Annotated in this window: 15 protein-coding genes; 12 read left to right on the top strand and 3 right to left on the bottom strand. The window is 48.6% G+C overall.

What is annotated here, in order from left to right:
* The first annotated feature begins 150 nt into the window (after positions 1–150).
* From SHK35_RS12915 to SHK35_RS12930, 4 genes are all read left to right on the top strand, one after another.
* The gene (locus tag SHK35_RS12915) at positions 151–396 is read left to right on the top strand and encodes a hypothetical protein (RefSeq protein WP_318705026.1); all 246 of its coding nucleotides are present in this window, start codon (positions 151–153) and stop codon (positions 394–396) included.
* A gap of 215 nt (positions 397–611) precedes the next feature.
* The gene (locus SHK35_RS14295) at positions 612–734 is read left to right on the top strand and encodes a DUF4160 domain-containing protein (protein ID WP_442867444.1); all 123 of its coding nucleotides are present in this window, start codon (positions 612–614) and stop codon (positions 732–734) included.
* Positions 735–1,153: 419 nt separating this feature from the next.
* Positions 1,154–1,552 (top strand): hypothetical protein, encoded by a 399-nt coding sequence (locus SHK35_RS12925; RefSeq protein WP_318705025.1) that lies wholly within the window; start codon positions 1,154–1,156, stop codon positions 1,550–1,552.
* Positions 1,553–1,897: 345 nt separating this feature from the next.
* On the top strand, positions 1,898–2,743 hold the full coding sequence (locus SHK35_RS12930) for a formate/nitrite transporter family protein (RefSeq protein WP_318710091.1): 846 nt from the start codon (positions 1,898–1,900) through the stop codon (positions 2,741–2,743).
* Here the strand turns inward: SHK35_RS12930 and SHK35_RS12935 are convergent.
* Complete coding sequence (locus tag SHK35_RS12935; RefSeq protein WP_318710092.1) at positions 2,736–5,021, bottom strand: hypothetical protein; 2,286 nt, start codon at positions 5,019–5,021, stop codon at positions 2,736–2,738. The genes SHK35_RS12930 and SHK35_RS12935 overlap by 8 nt on opposite strands.
* Before the next feature lie 145 nt (positions 5,022–5,166).
* Here SHK35_RS12935 and SHK35_RS12940 point away from each other — a divergent pair, with 145 nt between their 5' ends.
* The 8 genes from SHK35_RS12940 to SHK35_RS12975 all read left to right on the top strand — a co-directional run bounded on the left by SHK35_RS12940 (position 5,167) and on the right by SHK35_RS12975 (position 14,518).
* Entirely contained in the window at positions 5,167–5,631 is a 465-nt protein-coding gene (locus SHK35_RS12940) for a hypothetical protein (RefSeq protein ID WP_318705022.1), read from the top strand.
* A 16-nt stretch (positions 5,632–5,647) separates the two neighbouring features.
* Positions 5,648–6,244 (top strand): TetR/AcrR family transcriptional regulator, encoded by a 597-nt coding sequence (locus SHK35_RS12945; protein ID WP_318710093.1) that lies wholly within the window; start codon positions 5,648–5,650, stop codon positions 6,242–6,244.
* A 69-nt stretch (positions 6,245–6,313) separates the two neighbouring features.
* The gene (locus tag SHK35_RS12950) at positions 6,314–10,111 is read left to right on the top strand and encodes a phosphoribosylformylglycinamidine synthase (protein ID WP_318710094.1); all 3,798 of its coding nucleotides are present in this window, start codon (positions 6,314–6,316) and stop codon (positions 10,109–10,111) included.
* A gap of 55 nt (positions 10,112–10,166) precedes the next feature.
* On the top strand, positions 10,167–11,402 hold the full coding sequence (locus SHK35_RS12955; RefSeq protein ID WP_318710095.1) for an EAL and HDOD domain-containing protein: 1,236 nt from the start codon (positions 10,167–10,169) through the stop codon (positions 11,400–11,402).
* A gap of 3 nt (positions 11,403–11,405) precedes the next feature.
* Entirely contained in the window at positions 11,406–11,876 is a 471-nt protein-coding gene (locus SHK35_RS12960) for an LURP-one-related/scramblase family protein (protein ID WP_318710096.1), read from the top strand.
* A gap of 95 nt (positions 11,877–11,971) precedes the next feature.
* Positions 11,972–12,574 (top strand): ECF transporter S component, encoded by a 603-nt coding sequence (locus SHK35_RS12965; protein ID WP_318705017.1) that lies wholly within the window; start codon positions 11,972–11,974, stop codon positions 12,572–12,574.
* Positions 12,575–12,659: 85 nt separating this feature from the next.
* Entirely contained in the window at positions 12,660–13,598 is a 939-nt protein-coding gene (locus SHK35_RS12970; RefSeq protein ID WP_318710098.1) for a DUF4474 domain-containing protein, read from the top strand.
* On the top strand, positions 13,595–14,518 hold the full coding sequence (locus SHK35_RS12975) for a metallophosphoesterase (RefSeq protein WP_318710099.1): 924 nt from the start codon (positions 13,595–13,597) through the stop codon (positions 14,516–14,518). Before SHK35_RS12970 ends, SHK35_RS12975 begins: the two co-directional genes overlap by 4 nt.
* On the opposite strand, the gene SHK35_RS12980 is transcribed toward SHK35_RS12975, so the two are convergent.
* Together SHK35_RS12980 and SHK35_RS12985 are read right to left on the bottom strand one after the other, a co-directional pair.
* On the bottom strand, positions 14,467–15,630 hold the full coding sequence (locus SHK35_RS12980; RefSeq protein WP_318710100.1) for an alanyl-tRNA editing protein: 1,164 nt from the start codon (positions 15,628–15,630) through the stop codon (positions 14,467–14,469). The two genes, SHK35_RS12975 and SHK35_RS12980, sit on opposite strands and share 52 nt — an antisense overlap.
* Positions 15,627–15,813 (bottom strand): hypothetical protein (locus SHK35_RS12985; protein ID WP_318710101.1); only part of this gene is annotated, 187 nt, incomplete at its 5' end. The genes SHK35_RS12980 and SHK35_RS12985, both read right to left, overlap by 4 nt.

Consider the following 15,813-nt stretch of genomic DNA (forward strand, 5'->3'; position numbering starts at 1 on the left):
TGGCATTTTTTGAAAGTTGTGGATAACAGGATACGGCAGATTTGCCTGGTGGAGATAATTCTGCGGAAACTCAAGTATTAAACGTATTGCATAAATAAGTATTTAATGCTACTATTTAACTAAGAATATTGATTGAAAGAAGGTCGGAGCATGACAGGAAAAGAAGCCAAAGAACGGCTTGAAAAGCAATATAAACGCCAGAATGAGCATATAAAGGAAAACTATGATAGAGTATCTATAACGCTTCCAAAAGGAACAAAGGAGCGTATAAAGAAAAAAGGAGAGACAGTAAACGGATATATTACAAGGCTTGTTATTGCCGACCTTAACGAAGCAGAACCGGAGCAATCAGCACATCAGAAAGACTTTTCAGATGTGCCGTTTATGAATCAGTGATACTGTGAATATCATATATACATGAAAGATATAAAGATATGCCAGAAAAGAAAGTATAATTTTTCAGAGTTGGAAAAGGTTATTGAAAAATTGTTGATTCCGGAACCTCTGGAAGATAGAAATCGAGAACACAATGCCGCCGCATTTTTATGCGAATTATGGCGAATATGAATGTTGTATAGATATAAATGAGATAGAAAAAAATCAATGGGGATATGCCTGACAAGCAATTAAAAATGCTTATGGGCTGGGCTGCGTTACATCAGGACGAGCTAAAGGAAAATTGGCATCTTGCAAGGCAGAAAGAAACATTGTTCCAGATTGATCCGTTGAGATAATGGAGGACTTGCGATGGAAGATAGAGTAAAAAATATTTTGAAAATCCAAGAAGGATCAAAGCTGTAGAACCGTTAGAAAACTATGTTTTATTACTCACATTTGACAAAGGAGAAGTTAAAAAATATAATATGCTAAACGAATTAACGGGCGTGTTTTCTGTGCTGAAAAGTAAAGAAAAACATGGAAAGCGTTCCAGTGTAGCAGATATAAAGATAATTTCAGTTTTTCGGATGTGGAAAAAATTGCTGCCGTTCTCGGTTACGATGTAAAGCTGGCTGACCAGGAGACGACTTCCCATAGCATTTAAAGAGAAAGCCGGCGCCCTGGGTGCAGCCAAGCAGGGCGGGCTTAGAGCCCGCGTCCCGAGACCCCCGTTTTACGGGTGGGGACGACTTTGGAAGAAAAAGGAGGGATTAAAATGACACAGAAGGAACAGCTTGAAAAAGCATTGGAGACTTTGGAAAAATATGTGGGGATCCTGGCGGAGGCGGCGGGAGAGTCTCCGGAGTATGCCAAAGAGCTTTGGAACAGAATCAGAAATTCCAGCGGAGTTTTACAAGAGCTTGCCTACTATCATGATTATGGAAAATTTCTCTGCAGGTATCAGGTAGAAGGCTATACGCTGGCGGATGTTTTGGTATGGCAGGTGGACCATTTTAAGGCATACATGGACAGGCCCCTGGAGATGAATCGGTACAGACGGGAACGGCTTCTCTTGACAGCCTTGGACATTCTGCTTCAGATGGAAGAAAATCCCGCTCCTTATATAGAGAAGATGAAAGGGGAGACGGGCACAGACTTTGTAGATAAATTTTAGGCTCTGGCCTAAAATTTATTTTTACACAATCAAAGCGCCCGTAGGTTTCCCTACGGACGCTTCGATTGTGTAAAAGGGGAATTCTTCCGGAATTACACTACTAATTAGTAGGTCTTGATATCTCTATCAAGATGAGTTAAGTATAGCGCAAAAATTCTATTTTGTCTACCCCTAAAATTATAAAAAAAGTATAAACTTTTGCGGATTTTGTATGGAATAAAATACAAGCATATGATTGAAACAGCTTGATTTTATCCTGTGGAATATTGTAGAATAGCCGGGGAAATAGAATGATAAATAAATAACAAACAACGGATAAAGGAAACAGAGAGTATGGAAGCAAGAATGAATAAACCGGCAGAGGTGATTGAAAAAAATATGAAGGCTGGCGAAGAGAAGGCCAGGCTTCCTCTTGGAAGGATGATACTTCTTGGAGTGATGGCGGGAGCTTTTATCGCCATGGGCGGAGCCGCCAGCAGCACCGTTATGCACGGAATTGAGAATGTGGGATTGTCCAGGATGGCAGCCGGAGCTATTTTCCCGGTGGGGCTTATGATGATTGTCTTTGTGGGCGGAGAGCTTTTTACGGGTAACTGCCTGGTGGTATTGGATGTGATTGATAAAAGAGTTTCTTTAAAAAGAGCCATATGCTCTCTGGGGGTGGTATACTTCAGCAACCTGATAGGCGCTCTTATCATAGATGTTTTGGTATTTCTTTCGGGAAATCTGGATTATACAGAAGGGATGCTTGGGGCCTTTGCCATAAAGACAGCCCTTGCAAAAGTATCCATCACACCGGTGAAGGGAATTGCCTCCGGCATTCTCTGCAACATTTTCGTGTGCATTGCCATATTGATGGCCACGGCGGCAAAGGATATTACCGGAAAGGTGTGGGCTATTTTTTTCCCCATTATGGCGTTTGTGGCCGGGGGCTTTGAGCACTGTGTAGCCAACATGTTTTATATCCCCATAGGTATTCTGGCAGCGGGAAATGAAATGTATGCTGCCAGAGCGCTGGAGCTTTACGGGATTGCCCAGGAAGAGCTGCAGCGTCTGACAATTCTCAACAGCTTACATAACTTTCTGCCGGTAACCCTGGGGAATATGCTGGGAGGCATGTTTTTTGTGGGGGTGCCCTGTTATCTTGTATACAAGAAAAAGTGGGGTGCAGCCACAGGCAGGTCTATTTAGAGACAGTGCCTTCAATAAACTGGCGCTCATGTACCAGGGTGTCGGGGACAGGAGAGCCGGTGTTTTGTATTTTCTTGATGAGCATGTCCACATGATGCAGCCGCTGGGCCGTGGTGATGCGGTGGCGGTTCATAAGCTCTGAAAAGAACGGGTTCTGGCTCACTGTTTTCATAAGATCTGCTGGGAAGGGACAGTAGGTAAACAATATCCTTCTTGCAATCTTGTTGAGGCGGGGAGAGCCGCTGCCCTCAAAAATAATCCAGGTGATATAATCCCGCACGAACATTTCCTTGAAGCTGTTTTTGGCGCGCTGGAGACTGGAACGCACCTTTTCCTTGGCCTCGTTGCTCAGCTCGTGGTTTTTGCGGTAAAACTGAATATAGTCAAAATATTCGCTGGTAAGGGAACGGTCGCTGATATCATTCCAGCGGGCACCCTGAATGCGCTTGCACAGCTCCCAGCGGAATTCTCCTGTGAGACGGATCATGGAGGTGACAAAGTCCTCCATATGGAAAATAGAGAAAAACATTCTTCCGCTGCTGTTGCGGTATTTACCCTCGATTTCCTGCCACATTACGCCGCGAATTCCCACGTTGGGCATCAGGATAATGTCCGGAAGAAATTCCAGGTGAATGGGCTCCTTCCCCATGATATCCAGATGATCATAGTCCAGACTTTCCCGGTAGAAGGCGCTGTAGTCCACTTTTTTGATGGCTTCAAAGGCTTTTCCGACTTTGGTGAGGGTTACATAGGAATCATTCAGATCCTTGAGCACATTGTCGGAGATGAAAATAGGGCAGAAAGTGGCGATGCGCCCGAAGGTCATTTTGTTGACCGGAGGGAACAAATTGCGCAGCTCGTAGTTTACCTTTCCCATGGAATTATTTTCCAGATCCTTAAATTCCGCTTCCGTGATGTTGCCGCTGGCCTTCTGCCTGTGTATGTAGTCCGAATAGTCCTGGTCAAATTCGTTTCGGCTGGGCTCTTTTTTTCCCTGAAAAATTGCCAGCAGCCAGTCGTAAAAGGTATATACCCCGAATTCACTGCGGTCTGTGCGCGTTTCCGACAGCCTGTAAAGCAGTGCGCAGTTTTCGGCTCCGGCCAGCTCCTCGTCCACATAGCCGAAGGCTAAAAACATTTTTACGGCCTTGGGAACGGAGGAAGTCTCCAAGGTGCGCTGAAACAGCAGGGAGTACAAGGCGTTAAATTCCTCTGTCAGTTTTCTGCGCAGGCTGCAGCATTCGTCCTCCATAGAATTTTTGTCAGGAAGGGCTTTGTAGGAATGCACATGCTGGCGGAAGCTGGAACAAAGCTCCAGATCGGAACCGGCAAAGTCCAGGATGGTGTTCAGGGAACCGGCCAATTCCTGCATCAGGGAGGTATCTGTCGCAGTCTCATCCTTTTTGGCGGCAGGCTCCTTCATCAACGACAGGTTTTTGCGGAAGCTTTGAATCCGTTTTTCCACCATCTGCGCATCCAGGCAGGAGTCTGATTCAAACTGTGATATCATTCTATTGATATCTGACAGGACGGATTCCGTATCTGCACAGTCCGGGCCGAGCTTGTAGTAGAGTGAGGTGTACAGGTCAAATATATCGTTTGCATTTTCGTTGAAATATAGGTTCGTAAGCTGCTTGCGGTAATGGAACTGCTCATCCAGGCCGAAATAGGTTTTGCGGAAGTCCAGACTGCATTTACGCAAAAAGCCAAGGGAAATGCCAGGCTCCTGAACCAGGGGCTTATAGTGCTCTCCGGTATAAATGTGCTGAAGCCCAAGATAAAAGCTGTTTAACCAGATATCAGGAGCTTCCTCGCCCAGATAGGCGGTGAGGCTTTCCATGCCCTCAAGGGCTCTGGGAGGAATCCGGTAACGGGCGCACAGGCTGTTATATTTCTCGTAATCCTCCAGAAGATTCTGGTACAGGTTGCTGCAGCTCAATTCTGAAAGGGAACATTGATCCAGCAGATGATTGAGCTGGTAAAAAGCGGAAAGCAGAAACAGCCTTGCCAGATCGGAGCGTTTTTGAAGCATATCCTCCAGCGATTCCACATTGTTCAGAGTATAGGTGAGAATGGAGGTGTCCTCCAGGGCAAGATAGCTCAGGAAATGAATTTCAGAGCATATCTCGCAGATGCCGATCACATCTCCCTTGCCCAGAGTGTAAGAGCCTCCCGGATAGGAGACCTTTACCCTTCCGTTTGTGATCAGGTGCAGAACCGTCATGGGCTGTCCGTATTCATAGATGCTTTTTCCCTTTTCCAGTGTAATCCCGGCCATATATATAATACCTCTTTCGTCAGTTTGTTCACATTTATATATAATATAGTATACAACAAAGCATATGTAATTTTCTACTGTACTTTTGATAGAAATGTGATAAAATAAAAATACATATGTGTCAGTTTTAATGGGAGGTGTAGTGATGGAGGACTCTTTAGAATATCGGCAGCGGCTTTTGCAGGAGTATAAGCGGGCAGCGATGCCGCTTTTTCGTTATCTGCCCTGGCTGGAAAAAAGTGCGGGCACACAGGCCAGCTCTATTTACCAGGGACAGGATATCGGGGCGCACTCCATCGCCTTTCCGGTGTACGATGCAACGCTTTTAAGCTTCATAAAAGAGGTGTCGGGTTCGTCTCTTATGGACCGCAATTACCGTTACATATATACCCGCAACCGGATACAGAGCCATGAGGACGAAAGACGTCTCATCAAGAGAGCGGGCTGGAGGGACTGGGACGTCCTTAAAGGGATTCTCTCTTATTACGTGCTGGGCGGCAGAACCAAGGCTGTGCTTTGGAGCCAGGCTGTTTCTGAGGGGATTTTTTTCCTTGTTTTGGAGAAGATGAAGGAGATCATAGAATACTGGGACAAGCCCTTTGACTGTTGATGGAAGGAATACGGGAATGGGAGAAAAATCGGTACAGAAGAAGAAATATATTTTGGAAACGGCCAGAAGAGTGTTTGTGGAGAAGGGCTTTAAAAAAGTGACCATGAAGGATATCGTGGAAGCCTGCGGCATCAGCCGGGGCGGGCTGTATTTGTACTTTGACAGCACAAGCCAGATATTTATGGAGGTTATGCGGCTGGAAACCGAGGAGGCGGACGATGTGTTTTCCGACAGTATCGCGGAGGACGCCACCGCGGCGGACATTCTGATTTTGTTTCTTAAGGAACAGAAAAAAGAGCTTCTGCGAAAAAAGGATACGCTTACCCAGGCCATTTATGAATTTTATTTTGAGCACGATCTGCCGAAGAAGGATAATATTCTCAAGAAGCAGTTTGATTCTGCGGTGAAAATCATCGAAAAGCTCATTGAGGCCGGCGTGGAGAACGGCGAATTTTACTGTGAGGACTGCAAGGGAACGGCCCGCAACATTATGTTTGTGCTGGAAGGGCTGAAAATATCCGCCCAGACCATTGGCATTAAGGCGGAGACAGTAGACCGGGAGATTTTTTTTATCCTGAGAGGGCTTGGCGTGGAGTTAGAAGAAGAACCGTAACAGCTTTCCATTGTGCGAACGTGGAATTCGGTGTATTATAAAACATATTTTACTTTTGGAGGATTCAGCATGGGCAACGTAAGACGTATCTATGTAGAAAAGAAGGAACCTTTTGCGGTCAAGGCGAAAGAGCTGCATGAGGAGCTGAAAAATTATCTGGGCATAGACACTAAAGAGGTGAGGGTGTTTATCCGATATGATGTGGAAAATATTTCGGATGAAGTGTTTGCACAAGCCTGTAAAACCGTGTTTTCCGAGCCACCCGTTGACTGCCTGTATGAGGAGACCATAGAGATTCCAAAAGACGGCAGAGTGTTTTCTGTGGAATATCTGCCGGGACAGTTTGACCAGAGAGCGGATTCCGCGGTGCAGTGCGTGAAGTTCTTGGACGAAAATGAGGAGCCCATCATCAAAACGGCGGTCACCTACCTGATCCGGGGCGATATGGATGAAGAGGAATTTTCCAGGATCAAGGCATACTGCATCAATCCCGTGGACTCCAGGGAGACGGATATGGTAAAGCCGGATACGCTGGTTTCTGTGTTTGATGAGCCGGCAGATGTGGCTGTACTCAATGATTTTCAGAATCTTAAGGAGGAGCGGCTCAGAGAGTTATATGATTCTCTGGGCCTTGCAATGACCTTCAAGGATTTTCTGCATATTCAAAAATATTTTCACGACGAGGAAAGACGCGATCCTACCGTGACGGAAATCCGGGTGCTGGACACCTACTGGTCGGATCACTGCCGTCACACAACCTTTTCCACGGAGTTAAAGAATGTGGAATTTGGGGAAGGGTATTACCGCTCTCCCCTTGAGACTACATACCAGAGCTACCTGGACACCAGAGAAGAGATTTTCGGGGACAGGGAGGATAAGTTTGTCTGTCTGATGGATTTGGCGCTCATGGCCATGCGCAAGCTCAAAAAGGATGGAAAGCTTGCGGATTTGGAGGAATCGGACGAGATCAACGCCTGCTCCGTGGTGGTGCCGGTGGAGATGGACTATGACGGCCAAAAGAGTACGGAGGAATGGCTTGTGTTCTTTAAGAACGAGACGCACAACCACCCTACGGAGATAGAGCCTTTCGGTGGAGCGGCTACCTGTCTGGGCGGAGCCATAAGAGACCCCCTTTCCGGCAGAGGCTATGTCTATCAGGCTATGCGCGTAACGGGAGCAGCAGACCCTACCGTTCCTGTGTCGGAGACCTTAAAGGGCAAGCTCCCGCAGAAGAAGCTGGTGCGGGGAGCGGCGTCGGGCTATTCCTCCTATGGCAATCAGATCGGACTTGCCACCGGTTATGTGAAGGAAATCTACCATCCCGATTATGTGGCAAAGCGAATGGAAATCGGAGCGGTTATGGGGGCCGCACCCAGAAAGAATGTAATCCGTGCCTCGTCGGACCCTGGCGATGTGATTATTCTGCTGGGCGGACGTACCGGAAGGGACGGCTGCGGCGGTGCAACGGGGTCCTCTAAGGTGCACACGGAAAGCTCCATTGAAACCTGTGGTGCAGAGGTGCAGAAGGGAAATGCGCCCACCGAGAGGAAAATACAGAGATTATTCCGCCGCCCGGAGGTAAGCCGCCTCATCAGAAAGTGCAATGACTTTGGCGCGGGGGGCGTTTCTGTGGCCATCGGAGAGCTGGCGGACGGACTTTTGGTGGACTTGGATAAGGTGCCGAAAAAATATGCGGGTCTGGATGGAACAGAATTGGCGATATCTGAGTCTCAGGAACGTATGGCAGTAGTGGTGGCACCCGGGGATGTGGAAGCCTTCCTTGGATATGCCGGAGAAGAAAATCTGGAAGCGGTGCCTGTGGCTGTGGTGACAGAGAACCCCAGACTGGTATTAAAATGGCGCGGGAAAAAGATCGTCGATCTCAAGAGATCCTTCTTAAACACCAATGGCGCCCATCAGGAAACCTCCGTAAAGGTGGATATTCCCTCCAGGGAGGACAACTATTTTGATAAATGGGCTGTGGAGGAGGTTGGAAAGCAGCTTGAAGCGGGGGATGTAAAATCAGCCTGGCTTGCGCTTTTAAATGATCTGAACGTATGCTCCCAGAAGGGGCTTGTGGAGATGTTTGACTCCTCTATCGGCGCGGCCAGCGTGCTGATGCCCTACGGGGGCAAATACCAGCTTACGGAAACACAGACCATGGTAGCAAAGCTTCCTGTGTTGAAAGGAAAAACAGATACCGTCACCATGATGAGCTGCGGCTTCGACCCGTTTTTGTCCTCCTGGAGTCCCTACCATGGAGCAGTTTACGCGGTGGTGGAATCCATGGCAAAGATTGTGGCGGCAGGCGGCGATTTCCGGAAGATACGCTTTACCTTCCAGGAATATTTCCGCAGGATGACCTCAGACCCTGAGCGCTGGAGCCAGCCCTTTGCGGCGCTTTTGGGAGCATACGACGCCCAGATCGGCTTTGGGCTTCCCTCTATTGGAGGAAAGGACAGTATGTCCGGCACCTTCAATCAGATTGACGTGCCTCCTACCCTGGTTTCCTTTGCGGTGGATGTGGCAAAATACGGCGATATCATAACGCCTGAGCTGAAAATGCCGGGCAGCCATCTTGTGTGCTTTGAGATTGATAAGGACGATTTCGATATTCCCATGTATGAGCAGGCGGCACAGCTGTACGGCGCCATTCATCAGCTGACGGAAAAGAAGGTTATATTGTCCGCATATGCGCTGGACGCCAGAGGGGCGGCTGCCGCGCTTTCCAAGATGGCCTTTGGAAATAAGCTGGGTGTGACGATAGAAAGTCATGTGACCACGGATGACTTGTTTGCAAACGGGCTGGGAGATATTTTGGCTGAGATTCCGGCGGACAAGCTTTCTTTGTTAGATGAAATGGACTTGGATTATACGGTGCTTGGCACAGTTACAAAAGAGCCGGAATTTGTATACGGCGATGTGCGCATTTCCATGGATGAAGCCTTGGAGGCGTGGGGCTCGCGGCTGGAAAAGGTATTTCCCGTCAAAGCAAAGAAGGGAAAGGAAGCCGTGGAAAGTCCCTGCTTTAAGGCAGACAGCGTTTATGTGTGCAGACATAAGGTGGCAAAGCCCAAGGTGTTTATTCCCGTTTTCCCCGGAACCAACTGTGAATATGACAGCGCAAAAGCCTTTGAGCGGGCCGGCGCAGAGGTGGAGACAAGGGTATTCCGGAATCTGACCCCCGAGGATATCAGAGATTCCGTTGAGGTCTTTGAAAAAGCCATAGACCAGGCGCAGATCATTATGTTCCCCGGCGGATTTTCCGCAGGAGATGAGCCGGATGGAAGCGCGAAGTTTTTTGCCACGGCTTTCCGCAACGAGAAGCTGAAGGAGGCGGTGCGAAAGCTTTTGGAGGAAAGGGACGGGCTGGCTCTTGGAATCTGCAACGGCTTTCAGGCGTTAATTAAGCTGGGGCTGGTGCCCTGGGGGAAGATTGTGGGACAGAAGGAGGATTCTCCTACGCTGACCTTCAACACCATTAACCGCCATATTTCCAAGATGGTATATACTAAGGTGGTATCCAACCGTTCCCCCTGGCTCAGGGAGGCAAAGCTGGGAGGCGTTTACTGCAATCCGGCTTCCCACGGGGAGGGCCGCTTCGTAGCGCCTAAGGAGCAGTTAGAAAGGCTGTTGGCAAACGGCCAGATTGCCACCCAGTATGCGGATATGGATGGCAATGTATCCATGGATGAGGAATATAATGTAAATGGTTCCTACCTGGCTGTGGAGGGAATCACCTCCCCGGATGGAAGAATTCTTGGCAAAATGGCTCATTCTGAGAGAAGAGACGCTGCTGTGGCCATGAATATTTACGGGGAGCAGGACATGAGGATTTTCGAGTCAGGAGTGGCATATTTCCAGTGAGACAAAAGACTACTTAAGAAAGGGCGATAGACAGTCATCGTTGGGGTGAGTATATATGTTGGTTGCATTGATTCCTATGTTTGATGAAAATATGGCGGTGCGGGCTTATTCCATTTTTTCCCAAAAGGACAATTTTCTTTTGAATCCTATGCTTTTGGGTTCAGGGAGAAATGACGGCGCGGCCAGAATAGAGGGGCTTGAAGTAATACAAAGCATGGGCATTGAAACGCTGTCGGATGACAAGGAGGTTTTTGTGCCGATCACAAATATTTCTGTGTTTGTCGACATAGAAAGTGAGTGTGACGCGCCCCATGAGCGGATCGTGCTTTTGATTGATAACACCATTCCCCCTGTGGAAATGTATGTGAACCGTCTGCAGGAGTTAAAGAATAAGGGCTATAAGCTGGCCATCAGAAAGCTGAATGTCTCAGAATTTGAAGCCTACAGGCCCATTCTCAGACTGATGGATTATGTACTGTTAAACAACCGCAGAATCGCTATCGAAAAGGCAAAGATTTATTTCGGAAAGCTGTATCCGGGGGCAAAGCTTTGCGCCGGAAACATTGATTCCCAGGAGACCTTTGAAAAGCTGAAGGCAACGGGGGGCTATGAGCTTTACGAGGGCAGCTTTTACCGGGTGCCCATCACAAAGGGACAGACAGATGTGGCGCCTCTTAAGGTAAATTATATCAAGCTGCTCAACACGGTGAACAATAATAACTTTGAACTGACGGAGGCTGCGGATATTATCAGCCGTGATACGGCGTTAACCATTTCTCTGCTGAAAATGGTTAACAGGATGGCGGTCAATTCCGAGATCACCTCCATCCGCCATGCGGCGGCCATGCTGGGACAGCGGGAGCTGAAAAAATGGATCAATACGGCGGTGGTAAACGTGCTTTATGCCGACAAGCCCAATGAGATCACAAGACTTTCCTTGCTGCGGGCAAAGTTTGCGGAAAATCTGGCGCCGTTTTTTGAGCTGGCCTTAAAGAAGGATGAGCTGTTTTTGATGGGGCTGTTTTCGGTGCTGGACGTAATTTTGGAGAAACCCATGGAAGAGGCCCTGGATATTGTGCATGTGGTGGGTGAAATCAGGGATGCCTTGATTTACCGGAAGGGGAAGCTTGCTCCGGTGCTGGAGTTTGTGGAGCAGTATGAGACTGCAAACTGGCAGGAGGTATCCAGGCTGATGATTCTGCAGAATCTTGGAATGGATGAGGTGACGGAAGCATACCTTTCCTCGCTGAAATGGTATCGTGAGCTGATGCGCACCGGAAAAGGGGACTGACCTATGAAAATGTTGTTTAAGCAAAGGTTTTTTTCCTGGCTGGATTCCTATGACATTTACGACGAACAGGGAAACACTCTGTTTACGGTGGAGGGAAAGCTTGCCTGGGGGCACTGCCTGCATATCTTAAATCATGACGGGGTGCATGTGGGAACGGTAAAAGAAGTAGTGCTTACATGGCTTCCCAAATTTGAATTGTGGGCAGGGGAACGAAATCTGGGGGTTATTACCAAGGAGCTTACCTTTTTCTCTCCCAAATACCGGGTGGAATGTAACGGATGGCAGGTGGAAGGAGATTTCCTGGGATGGGATTATTCTATCACAGCTGCAGACGGGGCAAGGGTGGCTTCCATCAATAAGGAGATATGGAATTTTACAGACACCTACACCATAGAGGTACCGGATGGAGAAAACGCTCTTTTGGCGCTGATGGTGGTTTTGGCCATTGACGCTGAGAAATGCTCCAGAAATTAAAGACATTATATCCTCCCTGCTGCAGGCTCTGCAGCTTTTTGGAGGAATAATAGTAAATAAAAAAGCAGCGCAAAATGCGCGGAAGGAGACTAAAAATGAAGAATAAGAAGACACTTGAGATGGTACAAATGGCTGTACTCATAGCGATTATTCTGATCATGGCGATCACACCGCTTGGGTACTTGAGGACCGGGGGCCTGGAAATTTCCCTGATGACGGTTCCGGTGGTGATCGGGGCCATGTCCGTGGGGCCGGGCTGTGGGGCTGTCCTGGGACTGGCCTTTGGGCTCACGAGCTTTTACCAGTGCTTCGGCATGAGCACTTTTGGAGCGGCACTTTTAAATATCAATCCCTTTCTTACCTTTTTGGTATGTGTGCCTACCAGGGCCCTTATGGGTTATTTAAGCGGTGTGCTGTTTAGGGCCATGTATAAGGTGGATAAGACAAAGACTGTGTCCTACTTTGCGGCAGCGCTTCTGGGAGCGTTTATGAATACGCTGTTTTTCATGGGAATGCTGATGATCTGCTTTGGCAATTCGGATTATCTGCAGGATATGAACGCTTCTTTGGGGAATCTGAATGTGTTTGCATTCATTCTGGCCCTTGCGGGAATCAACGGCCTTTTGGAAATGCCCTTGACCTGTATTGCCGGCGGCGCGGTGTCCAAAGCGTTGAGCCGTGCATTTCGTAAGGCATAAAAAGCAAAAACAGCTTATGTAAATCAGTACGAAAAGATACCTTGTGGAATACAATATACCAAATGATTTGTTTGGCAGGTATTTCATGAGGTATTTTTATATTGGCCTGGGCGTGTTGATTTTGCTGCTTCTTTTGCTTTTCCTGATTTTCTGTCTTCGGAGAAAATGGGCAGAAAAAAAGGTCTGCAGGATGAGTACGGAAGAAAAAAGCGGGAAGCTCTGTGAAGCCCTTTCCGTGTTTGGATTTTGCTATAACGGCTGCGACGATACGGTAAGCTCCAGGATGTACTGCTGGCAGAGACAGATGGGGTACTGCCGCTTTTTTGATGAGGCGGCGCCTTCCATGAACATGGTGTTTGAATGCGAGCCGGTGTATTTCAGCTATAATAAAAAGCGTTACCTGATTGAATTCTGGAAAGGACAGTATGGCTGTACCACAGGCGCAGAAATTGGCATTTATGTCCATAGAGGCTATTCGTCCCTTCCCCCGGAAAAGCTTTTTTATGAATGTGCCAGCGATGAAGAGCGGCTGCCTATGCGGTTTGTGCTGTATCGGGACGGGGAAGTCATTCTGAGAAGAAGCTGTATTCACTGGTGGCTCACCGGGTTTGTGGTGGGCATGTTCTCCCGCTGCAGCCAGCTGCGAATGGAAATTGGCATCGGTTTTCCTGATAGACAGATGTGCCAGGCCTTTTATGAGGGGCTTAGGCGGAATGGATACGGTCCCAGGGATATCCGGGTGGAACAGACCTGGGTCTATTTTTCCTTTGACAATCCAAAGAGCAGTCAGCCCGGACTTTATTCCAGGCGGACTCTGCGGCGGATCAACAGGCGAAACCGCAGAAACTGCAGGCGCTATTTAAGACTCACGAGACCCTTTTGCAGCACCCTGGACAGGATCAGTTATCTTGCGCTCTGCTTTCCTCTTTTGTACCGCACAATCATAAGAATGGGCGTCAGATGTACGCCGAAGAAGCTGTGCCGGTGCAGAAAACGCCATGAAAAATGGAGAAAAAGGGGATGAACAAAAGACTTAAGGAGGCGTACCAGAATGCGGAGCATATTTGGATAGATAAGGGAAGCAGACTGGTATGTATGAGCGACTGCCACAGGGGCGTGGGAAACAGAGGAGACAATTTTCTGCCCAATCAAAATATATTTCTGGCGGCTCTGGGGTATTATTATGACCTGGGATTTTCTTATATGGAGCTGGGGGACGGGGATGAGCTGTGGGAAAACAAGAAGCTTAACCGGATTGTGGATTTTCACAGCGATGCTTTTGAACTGATGGCCCGCTTTCACGCAGAAGGGCGTTTCCGGATGCTGTATGGAAATCATGACTGCAAAAAAAGGAAGGGAAAGTTTCTCAGGGCGCACTGCAGTCAGTATTACTGTGACAGTGAGGACTGCCAAAAGGAATTGTTTCGCCACATACAGGCCCGGGAAAGTATTCTGCTTAAGGATCGGATTTCAGAACATGAGATATTGCTGCTGCATGGTCATCAGGGGGACTTAATGAACGATATTCTCTGGCCCCTGACAGCATTTTTGGTAAGATTCGTATGGCGGCCGCTGGAGCTTTTCGGCGTGTATGATCCCACCAGCGCGGCAAAAAATTATAAAAAGAGAAAAAAGACGGAGCGGAGGCTGGACCGCTTTGCAGGCAAAAACCAGATACTGGTTCTTGCCGGGCACACGCACAGGCCCCGGCTGCCCGAACCCGGGGAAAGCTTTTATCTCAATGACGGAAGCTGCGTGCACCCAAGAGGAATTACGGCCATGGAGATAGAAGGGGGCAGATTGACACTGGTAAGATGGAGTGTGATGGTGCGGCATGGGAGAAGTCTGTCCGTGGAGAGAACGGTGTTAGCGGGTCCGTTTTTCTGGGAGGATTATTGGAAAAATGCCCGGATGTCCGACTCTGGCGCGGAAATGCTTCCCTGAACCATGGGGGCGCTGCCTCCGCCCTTGGCCTGGAAGCGCTGACCAAGTCTCTGGGCCAGCTCTCTGCAGTCTTTGCCTGCGCTGCCGATGACATAACGGTAGCCCGATTTGTCATCTCCTGCAAAAATGGCGCAGAAGCCGGGATAATCTTTTGTGAGGGTGTTTACGGCATTTCGCAGGGCGATACTGTCCAGATCACCTGTAAATAATACTACATGGTCTGTCTCCTCTGGCGAGGGAAGGTCCTTTATCTGCTGGGAAAGAAGCTTCGCCTGCAGCTGTCCTGCACGGGCCTTAAGAGCGGCATTTTCTGAAAGCAGCCGCTTTACGGCCTGGGGGGTGTCCTCCGGCTTGGCGGAGAGCAGAGCGGAGATTTCTGAGACGGTGTCCTGCTTTTTGGTGTAATCTGACAGCGCCCGGTTTCCGCAGAGAATCGTCACCCGGACGCCGCCCCGGTGGCTTTGGGCGCTGATAATTTTGATCAATCCGATCTGCCCTGTGGATTCCACATGGGGAGCACAGCAGGCGCACATATCCACGCCGGGAATCTCCACAATGCGGACGTCTTTGTCCAACGCAATTTTGCTGCGGTAAGTCATTTGGGACAGGGCATCAGGAGAAGGGGTGGACACATGCACAGGCAGGTCGGCCCATACGGCCTGATTGGCCTGGACTTCAATGGCCCGCAGCTGTTCCAGGGACAGGCTTTTGTTAAAATCCAGAGTCACTTCCGAAAGCCCCAGGTGAAAGCCCACATTGTCATAGCCGTAGTGCGTATTTACCAGTCCGGACAGGATGTGCTCCCCGGTGTGCTGCTGCATAAAATCAAAGCGCTGTGCCCAGTCTACCCGGCCCCTGACGGTGTGTCCCTCGGGAAGGGGAGCCTGCGTATAGTGATAGATGATATCGTCTTTAATCTGTACATCCAGAACCTTTTGCTCGTCCAGAAAGCCTGCATCTGCCACCTGCCCGCCCTCCTCCGGAAAGAAGGCCGTCTTGTCCAGTATGATCCGGTACCGCCCTGTTTTTTCCTCGGGGGCGCATTCCAGCACCATGGCCTCGAATTCTGTCTGATGAACATTATCATAATATATTTTATGTGTTTTTTTCATTTTTTCCTCTCATTCTGCCGCATAAGCCCTTTTGTAACTGCGTCGTATTCAGCTTCAGTGTACTCCCGGGCGCGCCATTTTGCAAGGAGGAACCGGGGATAAATAAAAGCTTGAGTTTCCGCAAACTGCAATAAAAAGACAGATATGTCTTTCCAAAGTACCAATCTGCCGATTTTTGAGAGA

This window comes from Candidatus Acetatifactor stercoripullorum, assembly GCF_944382095.1.
Lineage (GTDB): Bacteria > Bacillota > Clostridia > Lachnospirales > Lachnospiraceae > Acetatifactor > Acetatifactor stercoripullorum.

Coding starts and splice junctions, on each gene's coding strand:
- SHK35_RS12930 (WP_318710091.1), top strand. CDS start 1,898: ATGAATAAACCGGCAGAGGTGATTGAAAAAAATATGAAGGCTGGCGAA.
- SHK35_RS12940 (WP_318705022.1), top strand. CDS start 5,167: ATGGAGGACTCTTTAGAATATCGGCAGCGGCTTTTGCAGGAGTATAAG.
- SHK35_RS12960 (WP_318710096.1), top strand. CDS start 11,406: ATGAAAATGTTGTTTAAGCAAAGGTTTTTTTCCTGGCTGGATTCCTAT.
- SHK35_RS12975 (WP_318710099.1), top strand. CDS start 13,595: ATGAACAAAAGACTTAAGGAGGCGTACCAGAATGCGGAGCATATTTGG.
- SHK35_RS12935 (WP_318710092.1), bottom strand. CDS start 5,021: ATGGCCGGGATTACACTGGAAAAGGGAAAAAGCATCTATGAATACGGA.
- SHK35_RS12925 (WP_318705025.1), top strand. CDS start 1,154: ATGACACAGAAGGAACAGCTTGAAAAAGCATTGGAGACTTTGGAAAAA.
- SHK35_RS12955 (WP_318710095.1), top strand. CDS start 10,167: ATGTTGGTTGCATTGATTCCTATGTTTGATGAAAATATGGCGGTGCGG.
- SHK35_RS12950 (WP_318710094.1), top strand. CDS start 6,314: ATGGGCAACGTAAGACGTATCTATGTAGAAAAGAAGGAACCTTTTGCG.
- SHK35_RS12945 (WP_318710093.1), top strand. CDS start 5,648: ATGGGAGAAAAATCGGTACAGAAGAAGAAATATATTTTGGAAACGGCC.
- SHK35_RS14295 (WP_442867444.1), top strand. CDS start 612: ATGCCTGACAAGCAATTAAAAATGCTTATGGGCTGGGCTGCGTTACAT.
- SHK35_RS12980 (WP_318710100.1), bottom strand. CDS start 15,630: ATGAAAAAAACACATAAAATATATTATGATAATGTTCATCAGACAGAA.
- SHK35_RS12965 (WP_318705017.1), top strand. CDS start 11,972: ATGAAGAATAAGAAGACACTTGAGATGGTACAAATGGCTGTACTCATA.
- SHK35_RS12970 (WP_318710098.1), top strand. CDS start 12,660: ATGAGGTATTTTTATATTGGCCTGGGCGTGTTGATTTTGCTGCTTCTT.
- SHK35_RS12915 (WP_318705026.1), top strand. CDS start 151: ATGACAGGAAAAGAAGCCAAAGAACGGCTTGAAAAGCAATATAAACGC.